Annotated in this window: 12 protein-coding genes; 6 read left to right on the top strand and 6 right to left on the bottom strand. The window is 68.1% G+C overall.

Translation table 11 applies throughout. The features are described 5' to 3' along the window. Positions 1 to 66: 66 nt before the first annotated feature. The 5 genes from tuf to A3OM_RS0113260 form a co-directional block, all read right to left on the bottom strand. Complete coding sequence (gene tuf, locus A3OM_RS0113240; RefSeq protein WP_018044231.1) at positions 67 to 1,257, bottom strand: elongation factor Tu; 1,191 nt, start codon at positions 1,255 to 1,257, stop codon at positions 67 to 69. Positions 1,258 to 1,447: 190 nt separating this feature from the next. Continuing rightward, positions 1,448 to 2,131 (bottom strand): class I SAM-dependent methyltransferase, encoded by a 684-nt coding sequence (locus A3OM_RS0113245; RefSeq protein WP_018044249.1) that lies wholly within the window; start codon positions 2,129 to 2,131, stop codon positions 1,448 to 1,450. Next, positions 2,128 to 3,126 carry a glycosyltransferase family 2 protein gene (locus A3OM_RS0113250; RefSeq protein WP_018044250.1) on the bottom strand — a complete coding sequence of 333 codons (999 nt, stop codon included), beginning with the start codon at positions 3,124 to 3,126 and terminating at the stop codon, positions 2,128 to 2,130. Before A3OM_RS0113250 ends, A3OM_RS0113245 begins: the two co-directional genes overlap by 4 nt. A 97-nt stretch (positions 3,127 to 3,223) precedes the next feature. After that, the gene (locus A3OM_RS0113255; RefSeq protein ID WP_018044251.1) at positions 3,224 to 3,916 is read right to left on the bottom strand and encodes an NrsF family protein; all 693 of its coding nucleotides are present in this window, start codon (positions 3,914 to 3,916) and stop codon (positions 3,224 to 3,226) included. Further along, positions 3,909 to 4,499, bottom strand: coding sequence for a sigma-70 family RNA polymerase sigma factor (locus A3OM_RS0113260; protein WP_081612743.1), 591 nt, complete (start codon positions 4,497 to 4,499; stop codon positions 3,909 to 3,911). Before A3OM_RS0113260 ends, A3OM_RS0113255 begins: the two co-directional genes overlap by 8 nt. A 636-nt stretch (positions 4,500 to 5,135) precedes the next feature. Between A3OM_RS0113260 and A3OM_RS0113265 the strand changes: the two genes are divergently transcribed. The 5 genes from A3OM_RS0113265 (at position 5,136) to A3OM_RS0113285 (ending at position 9,170) form a co-directional block, all read left to right on the top strand. Beyond that, on the top strand, positions 5,136 to 6,593 hold the full coding sequence (locus A3OM_RS0113265; protein ID WP_018044253.1) for a helix-turn-helix transcriptional regulator: 1,458 nt from the start codon (positions 5,136 to 5,138) through the stop codon (positions 6,591 to 6,593). Between the two features lie 337 nt (positions 6,594 to 6,930). Beyond that, a complete protein-coding gene (locus A3OM_RS0113270) occupies positions 6,931 to 7,440 on the top strand; it encodes a CsbD family protein (protein ID WP_026176005.1) in 510 nt (169 codons plus the stop codon). Positions 7,441 to 7,529: 89 nt separating this feature from the next. Beyond that, positions 7,530 to 8,447, top strand: a complete 918-nt coding sequence (locus tag A3OM_RS0113275; protein ID WP_018044255.1) for a hypothetical protein — start codon at positions 7,530 to 7,532, stop codon at positions 8,445 to 8,447. Between the two features lie 77 nt (positions 8,448 to 8,524). Beyond that, positions 8,525 to 8,728, top strand: coding sequence for a CsbD family protein (locus A3OM_RS0113280; protein ID WP_018043750.1), 204 nt, complete (start codon positions 8,525 to 8,527; stop codon positions 8,726 to 8,728). A 58-nt stretch (positions 8,729 to 8,786) separates the two neighbouring features. Continuing rightward, positions 8,787 to 9,170, top strand: a complete 384-nt coding sequence (locus tag A3OM_RS0113285; RefSeq protein ID WP_018044256.1) for a CsbD family protein — start codon at positions 8,787 to 8,789, stop codon at positions 9,168 to 9,170. Between the two features lie 87 nt (positions 9,171 to 9,257). Here A3OM_RS0113285 and A3OM_RS26590 read toward each other — a convergent pair whose 3' ends face one another. After that, positions 9,258 to 9,383 carry a hypothetical protein gene (locus A3OM_RS26590; protein WP_018044257.1) on the bottom strand — a complete coding sequence of 42 codons (126 nt, stop codon included), beginning with the start codon at positions 9,381 to 9,383 and terminating at the stop codon, positions 9,258 to 9,260. Positions 9,384 to 9,446: 63 nt separating this feature from the next. Here A3OM_RS26590 and A3OM_RS23980 point away from each other — a divergent pair, with 63 nt between their 5' ends. Next, positions 9,447 to 10,856 (top strand): TAXI family TRAP transporter solute-binding subunit, encoded by a 1,410-nt coding sequence (locus A3OM_RS23980; RefSeq protein ID WP_018044258.1) that lies wholly within the window; start codon positions 9,447 to 9,449, stop codon positions 10,854 to 10,856. Positions 10,857 to 11,005: the final 149 nt, after the last annotated feature.

Raw genomic sequence — 11,005 nt, forward strand, 5'->3', positions numbered from 1 at the left:
CCGGCTCCTTCGGGCATGTCAGGTGGGGTGAGCCGTGTCGCCGAAACAGCGCGGCCCTCCGCGCTCTCAGTCGTTGATGGCTGCGACGACGCCTGCGCCGACGGTGCGACCGCCTTCACGGATGGCGAAGCGGAGCTTCTCTTCCATGGCGACGGGGACGATGAGGGTGACGTCCATGGTGACGCTGTCACCGGGCATTACCATCTCGGTGCCCTCGGGCAGTTCGCAGACACCGGTCACGTCGGTGGTGCGGAAGTAGAACTGGGGCCGGTAGTTGGTGAAGAACGGGGTGTGGCGACCGCCCTCCTCCTTGGTGAGGATGTAGGCTTCGGCCTTGAACTTGGTGTGGGGCTTGACCGAGCCGGGCTTGCACACGACCTGGCCGCGCTCGACGTCCTCGCGCTTGGTGCCGCGCAGGAGCACGCCGACATTGTCGCCGGCCTGGCCCTGGTCGAGCAGCTTGCGGAACATCTCGACGCCCGTGACCGTGGTGGTCTGGGTGTCGCGGATGCCGACGATCTCCACGGTCTCGCCGACCTTGACGATGCCGCGCTCGACGCGACCCGTCACCACGGTGCCGCGGCCCGAGATCGAGAACACGTCCTCGATCGGCATCAGGAACGGCTTGTCGATCGGACGCTCCGGCTGCGGGATGTAGGCGTCCACCGACTCCATCAGCTTCAGCACGGCGTCGTGGCCGACGGCCTTGTCGCCGTTGTCGAGGGCGACCTTGGCCGAGCCCTTGGTGATCGGGATGTCGTCGCCGGGGAAGTCGTACTTGGAGAGGAGCTCGCGCACCTCCATCTCGACGAGCTCGAGGAGCTCCTCGTCGTCGACGAGGTCGACCTTGTTGAGGAACACCACCAGGGCCGGCACGCCGACCTGGCGGGCGAGCAGGATGTGCTCGCGGGTCTGGGGCATCGGGCCGTCGGCGGCCGACACGACCAGGATCGCGCCGTCCATCTGGGCGGCACCGGTGATCATGTTCTTCACGTAATCGGCGTGGCCGGGGCAATCGACGTGGGCGTAGTGACGGTTGGCCGTCTCGTACTCGACGTGGGCCGTCGAGATCGTGATGCCGCGCGCCTTCTCCTCGGGAGCCTTGTCGATCTGGTCGTAGGCCGTGAACGTCGCGCCACCCGACTCCGCCAGGACCTTCGTGATCGCCGCCGTCAGCGACGTCTTGCCGTGGTCGACGTGACCGATCGTGCCGATGTTGCAGTGCGGCTTGGTGCGGGCAAACTTCTCTTTGGCCATCGTCACATTCCTAAAACAAAGTCACATGAGCGGTCGCCCAGGGCGGCGCTCGAGGTGTCGAGCCGGGCGAAAGACGCCGCCCGGATAGAGGCTCGGCGTCAGATGATCAAGGGATGATGATTGTGGAGGCCGAATCGAGCCTGCGGCGTGGTCGTCCGGCCAAGGTCCGGCTCCCGTCTTCGATGCGGGGTCAAACCGTCCCGCAGGCCAGGAACTGCGCGCCGAGCGGCATCCGGCCGATGGCCTTCTCGACACCGGGCACCCATCCCCGCCGGAACGGGAAGGCCAGGAAGTGTCGGCTGCGAATGTCCCGCAGCCCTCGTTCCGCGAGGAGCGCCCGGGTCTCGCGGGCACCGAGCAGCACGGCGTCGTGATCGAAGGGACAGCGCGACACCGCGAGGCGCGTCAGCGGGTTCCACGGGTTGTGCTCGATGATCGCCACCAGGCCGCCCGGGCGGGTGACGCGCCGCATGTCGGCCAGCAGGCCGGAACGCTCCGCGACGGGGACGTGATGGAAGACGCAGACGGCCAGCGTCGCGTCGAATGCCCGATCTTCGAACGGCACTCTGCCGTCCTGCTGGAGGCGGTACAGGTTGCCGGGGTTCTCGCTCTCCGCACGGGCCACGGATTCGGGCGAGGGATCGGTGCCGGCCATCCCCGAGACGATGCCGGCAAGGCGGCGATGGAGGAGGCCGACGCCGCAGCCGACATCGAGGAGCGACGGGCGGGAGGTCCCGAAATGCCGGCCGAATACGTCCGCGAGCAGATCGGCTTTCGCATCCAGGAAGAAGCCGTGTTCGAGCCCGGAAAAGGCGATGGAATCCTGGACGACCGCGTCGTAGCTCGTGCGGTACGCGTCGAAGGCGCTGGTCATGCCGCAATCCTCGATGTCGCGGCCTGCTCGTCCTCCGGGAACCCCACCGCCCGGCCGACCACGTAGAGGGGGCGCTTCTTCACCTCGGTATGGATGCGTCCGACATAGAGGCCGACGATGCCGGTCATCAGCAGGTTCATGCCGGCCAGGAACGAGACGAGGACGACGATGGAGGCCCATCCACTGACCAGGGCCGGGTCGTAGAGGGCGCGCACGGCGATGTAGAATCCATAAGCCAGCGCGAAGAGGGACACCCCCGTGCCGGCCCAGAGGGCGAAGCGGAGAGGGATGTCGGAGAAGCCGACGATGCCGTCGAAGGCGAGCCGCAGCATCTTCGACCAGCCGTATTTGGTCTGGCCCAGGGTCCGCGAGAGACGGTGGAACGGCACGGCGGTCTGGCGGAAGCCCATCCAGCTGAACATGCCGCGCACGAACCGGTCGCGTTCGGGCATGGCGAGGAAGGCGTCGAGGGCCTTGCGGTCGACGAGGCGGAAATCGCCCACATCGGCCGGGATGTCGATGGCGGTGAGCGCCCGGATGAGGCGGTAGAACAGGCCGGCGGTCCAGCGCTTGAAGCGGCTCTCGCCCTCCCGGCTCAGGCGCCTCGCATAGACGATCTCGTAGCCCTCGCGCCATTTGGCGGCGAGCTCGAGGACGACCTCCGGCGGGTCCTGAAGGTCGGCATCCATCACCACGACGGCGGCGCCCGCGGCGCGCTCCATCCCGGCGGTGATGGCGACCTGATGACCGAAGTTCCGCGACAGGGCGAGATAGCGATAGCGCGGATCGTCCTTGGCGCGGCCGGCGGCGACGATGCCCGTCATGTCGGTGCTGCCGTCATCGACGATGATCACCTCCGCCGGCCCGTCGAGCTTGGCGAGGAGCTGGTCGAGGCGGTGCAGCAGCACCGGCAGCACGACCTCCTCGTTGAAGACGGGAACGACGAGGCTGTAGGTCGGCGTGCCGATCTGCGCCGAGGGAGATGTCACGGTCATGCGTGTCGCCGGCGGACGGAAGGTCCGGTCGGCGGAAGTCTAGCGCCGCATGATTAAGGCCATTCTAACCGGGCGGCGCGAGACGCCGCCTGCCCGCCTACGGATCGGTATCCACGGCCGTGGCGGCGGAGCGTCGGTCGGTCGTTCCCTCGAGGAAGCGGCCGCCGAAGAGCCCGTTGAGGCCGACCACGATGAGGACGGCCACGAGATGCACGGCGAGATCCGTCGCGGTGGCGTCGTGAGGATGGAACGGCACCAGAAGCGCCGCCGCGGCCGCCGCGACCGCGAGCCCCCCCAAGGCCGCCGTGAGTCCGGGGTTCAACGGGCAGGCCCGGCGCAGCATCGTGACCAGCAGGACCGAGAGCGGCAGCGAGACGCCCATCAGAAAGACGAAGCAGCCGCGCATCTCCCCGGCTTCGGCGAGATTCGAAGCCGGAGCGAGCCAGGCCCGCAGGCAGCCGAGCCCGCTGACGCCGAGCCACAGGACGAGGGGCGGGATCGGCAGCAGGGCCCAGGCCCGGCTGCGGCCCGGCACGCTGCTCTGGAAGGCGGCGAAGGCCGCAGCCACGCTCGTCAGGATCGCGCCGAGCGCGGCATAGCGAAGGTCCGGAACGCCGAGACGCGCTTGCATGGCGGCGGCATCCGACAGGGGCAGAAGGACAATACCCAGGCCGAGCACGGCGGAGATCCAGGCGAAGGCCCGCCATCCCGGCCCGGGCAGCGGGCGGATCGGCGTGAGCGACCGGGCCAGCTCCTCGACGAGACGTTCGTGTCTGGCGGGATCAGACATCCGAACCCTCCTTGCTGGATGAGAGAGAGGCACGCAGCGCCTTGAGGGCTCGATGGAAGTTGACCTTCAGCGCCGTCTTGGTCCTCCCGGTGAGGAGGGAGGCCTCGTCGAGCGAGAGCTCGCGCAGGGCGATGTGCTCGATCGCTTCGCGCTGCCCCGGGGGAAGATGGGCGACGGCCTGGACCACGGCCCGGCGACGGTCGCGGTCCTCCAGATCGTGCCCCGGCAGGGGGGCATCGTCGGCGCGTGTCTCGTAGGCGATCGGGTCGTCGACCTCTCGCGGCCGGCGGCTGCCCTGGCGCAGGGCATCGATGGCGCGCCGGTGGGCGATGGCACGGAGCCAGGGCAGGAAGGGCCGGGCGGGGTCGTAGCTCGCCCGCGCCCGGTGGATCGTCAGCAGGGTCTCCTGAACCACGTCGTCGACGCCCGTGCCCCGGACACCCTTGGACCTCGCCATCGCGGAAACCACGGGAACGCAGTCGCGCAGGAGCGCACGGTAGGCTGCGGCATCGCCGTTCTGAGCCGCCTGCATCGCGGCCGACAGCGAGGCCTCGCCGGACGATGCCATCGATCGTGCGGGCATGGTCGCGATGCTTCCGGAATCCGCAGGCCGAGCCTGCAGGACGGACAGGCGGCCCGAATGCGCCGCCTGCGCCAGGCTCACGGACGAGACCCTAAGTCGTCGCCGCGGGCTTGGCCACACCGCCCTTCGCCCGCCAGTCCGCGCCCGTGGCATCGGCGGCAAGGGACGACGGACACGGTGTGGGCGAGAAAGCTCATGGGACGCGGTCCTTCGTCGTGGCACCGGGTTCTGCGGCGGCCATGAGAAGGATTTCGCTGATCGCCCTCCCCCGGTTACGCGTCCCGGACCGGAATCCGATCATTTGGCCGACGCACCTCCGAAATCCGACGGGAGCGATGGGTTTGTCAGGTCGAGGAAAGACGAGGGGACGACCGGTTCTTCGATGCCTGTCCGCCGATGCGTCTGTTCGACGAGACTGCTCCGATGCGAAAATACAAATGTCGATCTTTGCAAGAGTAGACAGGCCTCCGGCGCACCAAGGGTGCCCCTTGAATGGGTACTTCCCTGTCCGCTCCCCGACAGTCCTGTGGACCATTCAAATATACCAGGCTCTTCCCGAGTGAACCTGGAACTGACCGCCCACGCATTGGTTGAAGGCTGGGCCGTGGCCCGGTCCATGAAGCTATTGGAGCCACAGTGACACTCGGCGTCGACAGGTACGAACTCCGGCAGATCATCGCCGGCCTCAGCGAGGGCGTGATCCTGGTCGAGCCGGACCAGACCATCGCCTATGCCAACGAGGCGGCCCTGACGATGCATGGGGCGGAGTCCGTGAGCGAGCTCGGAGAGACCGTCGACATCTATCGCGAGCGCTTCTCCCTGCGCTACCGCAACAACCGCACGCCCAATCAATACCCGATCGAGCGCGTCGTTGCCGGTGAGACGTTCCACGACGTGGTCGTGGAGGTCACGCGCACCGACGAGCCGGACGTCACCTTCGTCCATTCCTTGCGCAGCCTCGTGGCCACCGATCGCGACGGCAATCCCAGTTGCCTCGCACTGATTCTCAAGGACGTCTCGGATCAGTTCGAGGCCGAGGACCGCTTCGAGAAGACGTTCAACGCGAATCCGGCCCCGGCGGTGATCTGCCGGCTCGCGGACCTGCGACACGTCAAGGTGAATCTCGGCTTCCTCGAGATGACGGGGTACACCCGCGATGCCGTCATCGGCCGCAGCGTCTACGAGGTCGATGTCCTGGCGGGCGCCCGGAGCCGGGATCTGGCCATCTCGCGCCTGAACGAAGGCGGCACCATCCCGCAGATGGAAGCCTGTCTCGACCTGCCCGATGGCGGCGTGCGCCACGTCATCGTCGCCGGCCAGCCGATGGAGTTCGGCGAAGAGCCGTGCATGCTCTTCACCTTCGCCGATCTCGAATTGCGTCGAAAGGCCGAGATGGCCTTGCGACAGAGTGAGGAGCGCTTCGCGAAGGCCTTCAGCCTCACCCCCGTGCCGACGGTGCTCGCGCGGGCGAACTCTTTCGCCATCACCGGGGTGAACGAGGCCTTCACCCGGGTCTTCGGCCATTCCGCCGAGACTGTCGCCGGGCGCTCACCGGCGGAACTCGGGCTCTGGGTCCACGATGCGGCCCGCGAGAAGTTCGAGAGTGCCGTGGCCATGACCGGCTACGTCCTCGGGCTCGAAGTCTGCCTGCAGCACGAGGATGGGACCAGCCTCGATTGTCTCGTCTCCGCCGAGCGGGTCGAGATCGGGGACGACATCTACGCACTCCTCGTCCTGCAGGACATCACCGAGCGCAAGCGCGGGGAGCGTGACCTGTTTGAGGCCATCGAGACCGTCATGGCCGATACCTCCTGGTTCAGCCGGGGGCTCATCGACAAGCTCGCCAACCTGCGTCGGCCGGGCGGCGAGCACAAGGATTCCGTCTCGCCGAACATGACGGTCCGCGAGCGGCAGATTCTCGATCTCATCTGTTCGGGGCTCGGTGACGATGCCATCGCCAAGCGCCTGACCCTGTCGCGCAACACGGTCCGGAATCATGCCGCCGCCCTCTACCGGAAACTGGGCGTGCACAAGCGATCCGAGGCCATCGTCTGGGGGCGCAACAATGGCTTCCCTGCGGGCTCTGCCGGTTAAATAAAATCGCTCTACCAGTACGAATGCATCATTGATCGGTGGTTGGCAGGCGCCAACTGAGGTGCTGAGCCGCAAGACATGGTGTCAGGCCGATCAGGTATTCGAAGCGATTCATGAGCGTTTCCAAGTCCGCAATCGCGGCTGAAGCGCTCAAGGGCTCGGTATAAGAAGCCGTCGGCAAGCTGATCGGTGATCAAAACGCGGTGAGCGAAGGACGATCTCAGCAAAAACTACCGAAGTCCACAGTGAAACCCAAGAGCGTTTCCGAGACTTAGGGTGAGGCTGACGGCGCCGGACATCGTCCGGTCGAGATTTTACAGATACAGGAGTGAACATCATGGTCGATACCAATCGGATCACCGGGGCCGCGAAAGAACTCGGCGGCAAGATCCAGGGCGCGGTCGGCGACCTGACCGGTTCGAACCGCAACTCGGTCGAGGGCCGGGCTCGCGAAGTCCAGGGCACGGCCGAGAACCTCTATGGTCAGGCGAAGGACGCGGTCGGCAACGCCGCAGACTACGCCGCCGACGCTGCCCGCGATGTCGGCGGACGCATCCGCGACACCGTCGACGATGTCGCCGGGTCCGACGGACGCGAGATCAAGGCCCGCGCACGCCAGGCGCAGGACGCGGCGGGCGACACCTATGAGCGCGCGGAGCGATCCGTCCGCAATGCCGGCCGCGAGGCTTACGACTACGCCGATGACGCCTACGAGAACGGTGGCCGGTATCTGCGCCAGGGTGGCCGCGAGGTGACCCATCAGGTCGCCGAGCACCCGGTGGCCGCCCTGCTCGTGGCTGGCCTCCTCGGCTACGGCATCGGTCTTCTCATCCACGGCCGCGACTGAACGTCCGCCGCGCCACCCCTCCCCCTTCATCTTCCCCCGCTCGGACTACCGAATTCTTCGGACTACCGACGACCCCGGAGCTCTGCCACGTGTCTTCTTCCTCCAGCATCCCGACGTCGCCGATCGTCGCCGGTGATACCCGCACCGTCCTGCTGAACCAGGTTTCGTGGGGCGCGATCTTCGCCGGCGCGGTCACCGCCCTGGTGACCCAGGTCGTCCTCAACATGGTCGGCGTCGGCATCGGCCTGTCCAGCGTCGGAGCGAACGCCGCCGACAACCCGGCCGCCTCGACCCTGTCGCTCGGCGCCGGTGTCTGGTTCATTGTCTCGGGCATCGTCGCCGCTCTCGCGGGCGGCTTCATCGCCGGACGCCTGTCGGGCAAGCCCGTGACGGGCGCGGCCGGCCTGCACGGCCTGGTCTCCTGGGCGGTGACCACCCTCGTCGTCCTGTATCTTCTCACCTCCGCGGCCGGCGGCCTCATCGGCGGCGCCTTCTCGGGCGTGACCAGCACGCTGGGCGGCGCCGGCTCCCTCGTCGGCGGTACCGTGCAGACCGCCGCGCAGGCCGCAGCCCCGTCGCTGTCCAAGATCACCAACCCGCTGGACGGCATCGAGCAGAGCGTCCGCCAGCAGGCGGCCGGCCAGGACCCGCAGGCCGCCAAGGATGCCGCCGTCGCCGCCATCCGCGCCCTGTTCACGGGTGATCCCGCCCAGAAGGCCCAGGCCGAGAACCGCGCCGCCGACGCGCTGGCCAAGGCCCAGGGCATCCCGGTCGATCAGGCCAAGACCCAGATCCAGGACTACAGGAAGCAGTACGAAGAGACCGTCGCCAGCGCCAAGCAGAAGGCCGAGGCCGCGGCGGTGGCCGCCAAGTCCGCCGCCACTCAGGGCGCTTTCTACGGCGCGCTCGCCCTGATCCTCGGCGCCCTCGCCGGCTTCTTCGGCGGCCGTCTCGGCGCTCCGACCCTCGCCACCCTCACCGATCGCTACGACGCCCGCCGCGTCTGAGCCGGATCGCCGGCCGGTCACCGCGACCGGCCGGACCTTCCCTTTCGACGATCACCCCGAACCCAAGGAGCCATCCCATGAGCAGCACCACGGACAAGCTGAAGGGTCTCGCCAACGAAGCCGTCGGCAACCTCAAGGAAGGTGTCGGCAAGGTCACCGGCAACGACAAGCTCGTCGCCGAGGGCAAGGCCCAGGAACTCAAGGGCGAGGCCCAGCGCACCGTCGGCGAGGCCAAGGACGGTGTGGCCTCGGTCGTCGACAAGGTCACCGGCAAGCGGTGATCCCGTCCCCGAGGGAGGGCTCAGGCTCTCCCTCCGCCTCAACCTGTAGGAGACTTCCATGAATCGCGATCAGTTTCGCGGCGCATCCCGGCATCTGAAGGGACGTGCCCAATCCACCCTCGGCGGTGTCACCGGCGATCCGGCCCGTCAGGTGCGCGGCGCCGTCAACCAAGTGGCCGGCGGCGCGCAATATGCCTACGGCCGTGCCCGCGATCGTGCCGAGGATTTGGCCCAGGATGGCCGCTATCTCGTCGGCGAAGTCCGGGACCGCGCCGGTAACCTGATCGAGGACGGACGCGGCTTCGCCCGTTATGCAGCCAAGCGCGGCACGACCTATGGCCGCCAGGCGGTCCGCTATGCCGACGACAATCGCGCATCCGCCCTGCTCGGCCTCGCGGCCGTGGCCTTCGCGGTGGGCTGGCTCGCCCGTCCCAAGCGCTGATCCCCGTCATCCGGAGACCTTCGATGATCCGCAAACTCCTGACCTTGTTCGTGCTTCCCAAAATCGTCGCCTATGTCGGACGTCGCCTCAGCGGCCGGGCCGCAGCCCCACCGCGTCGGCCCCGCTGACGACCGCCCATCCGGCCCCGTCGCGGTGGAGCCGTCCCTTGTCGACGGAGACGGCGCCCGCCATGCCGGCTCGCGGCGAGGGCATGATACGCCCTGTCGCCGCCGATAGGGTCGGTGTCGGGCTTGGCGGGGAGCGGTCGTTCGATCCATGAAGTTCGCCGGCCTCCTCGTCCGCCGCGAGTTCGTCTTCCTTCTGCTCGCCGTGTTCCTCGGCCTCGGGGCCGCCACGGCATACTGGATCTCTCGGGCGACCGTCCTGACGATCGCCGTCGCCCCGAAGGACGGGACCGAGCCGGCGCTGATCCAGGCCTATGCCGATGCCCTGGCCCGGCGGCACAAGGAGATCCGCCTCAAGGTCATCGCCTTCGACGATGTGCGGGACAGTGCCGCCGCGCTCCAGGAAGGCCGCGCCGATCTCGCCGTGGTCCGTCCCGATGTCGACCTGCCCGACAATGGACTGACCCTGGCGATCCTTCGCGACCAGGCGATGATCATCGCCTCTCCCGAGCCGTCGGGGCTGACGAGCTTTCCCGATCTCGATCGGAAGCGCCTCGCGATCCTCGCGCATCGCGATGCCGACCAGGCGCTGATCAAGGCGACGGTCGGCCATTACGGCCTCACCCTTCTCGACAAGGACCCGGAAGGGCCGCTGCCACCGCGCCACGTGGCCCTCGTGGAAATGGCCGAAGCCGACCTCCCCACGGCCCTGGCCAGGAAGCGGGTCGATGCCGTGGTCTCGGTCATTTCACCGACCGCACCCACGGCGCAACGCATCGTCGGCATTGTCCAAGCGGCCAGCAAGACGCGAAAGGTCGCCTTCGTCACGGTCGAGAACGCGGATGCTATCGTCGCCCGGATGCCGCGCCTGCAATCCGTCACCATGCCGGCGGAGACCTTCGGCGGCAGTCCCAAGGTCCCGGCCGAGGACGTTCACACGGTCGGCGCGTCCTACCGCCTGATGGCGCGGGCCAGCCTGTCCCGTCCCGTCGCGGCGGACGTGACCCAGCATCTGTTCGAATTGCGCAGCGGCATGGCCAACGTGACCGCCGCCGCCGATTACGTGCAGGCGCCGAGCTACGACAGCACGGCCGGCGCGACGAGCGCGCGGTTGCCGATCCACCCCGGCGCCGTCGATTTCTTCGAGCGCGAGCAGCAGGGCTTCATCGAGCGCTACGAGACCTGGATCTATCTCGTCGCCTTCCTCGGCGGCGGCATAGGGTCTGGCGTCGCCTGGATCGGGCAGCGTCTGTCGCGGCTGCGCCGGGAACGGATCGAGGAGGCCACCGACCGCCTCCTGCAGATTCGCCAGGAAGCGCAAAGCAGCGCCGATCCTCCGCGCCTGGAACACCTCGCCCGCGAGATCGACGACCTCGCCGGCGAGATCGCCAAGCACGCCCTGGAGCGGCCGACGGAGGCCAGGACCATGTCGGCCGCCGCCATCGCCATCGATGCCGCCCGGTCGACGGTCAAACGCACGATCGCGGCCGGGCAATACGCCGCCGACGCTCCTGGCTTGGCGGGGCGCACGTCATCGTCGGAGTCCGGCGCGGCGGAGTGAGGATTGGCCGGCAATCCGCATCGATCGGTGGGGGCATGAGAAAGCGCCGGCGTGTTCCGACAGCACGATCCCCAAGGCATTGATTTCCAAGGCCACGATGCCCAAGGCAAGAAAGCCCCGCGCGCCGGATCATTGGCGCACGGGGCTCG

This window comes from Methylobacterium sp. 88A, from assembly GCF_000376345.1.
Lineage (GTDB): Bacteria > Pseudomonadota > Alphaproteobacteria > Rhizobiales > Beijerinckiaceae > Methylobacterium > Methylobacterium bullatum.

Excerpts from the sequence above, each read along its gene's own strand:
- A3OM_RS0113255 (WP_018044251.1), bottom strand. The coding sequence starts at position 3,916 with ATGTCTGATCCCGCCAGACACGAACGTCTCGTCGAGGAGCTGGCCCGG.
- A3OM_RS0113260 (WP_081612743.1), bottom strand. The coding sequence starts at position 4,499 with ATGCCCGCACGATCGATGGCATCGTCCGGCGAGGCCTCGCTGTCGGCC.
- A3OM_RS0113285 (WP_018044256.1), top strand. The coding sequence starts at position 8,787 with ATGAATCGCGATCAGTTTCGCGGCGCATCCCGGCATCTGAAGGGACGT.
- A3OM_RS0113245 (WP_018044249.1), bottom strand. The coding sequence starts at position 2,131 with ATGACCAGCGCCTTCGACGCGTACCGCACGAGCTACGACGCGGTCGTC.
- tuf (WP_018044231.1), bottom strand. The coding sequence starts at position 1,257 with ATGGCCAAAGAGAAGTTTGCCCGCACCAAGCCGCACTGCAACATCGGC.
- A3OM_RS0113280 (WP_018043750.1), top strand. The coding sequence starts at position 8,525 with ATGAGCAGCACCACGGACAAGCTGAAGGGTCTCGCCAACGAAGCCGTC.
- A3OM_RS0113270 (WP_026176005.1), top strand. The coding sequence starts at position 6,931 with ATGGTCGATACCAATCGGATCACCGGGGCCGCGAAAGAACTCGGCGGC.
- A3OM_RS23980 (WP_018044258.1), top strand. The coding sequence starts at position 9,447 with ATGAAGTTCGCCGGCCTCCTCGTCCGCCGCGAGTTCGTCTTCCTTCTG.
- A3OM_RS0113250 (WP_018044250.1), bottom strand. The coding sequence starts at position 3,126 with ATGACCGTGACATCTCCCTCGGCGCAGATCGGCACGCCGACCTACAGC.
- A3OM_RS26590 (WP_018044257.1), bottom strand. The coding sequence starts at position 9,383 with ATGCCCTCGCCGCGAGCCGGCATGGCGGGCGCCGTCTCCGTCGACAAG.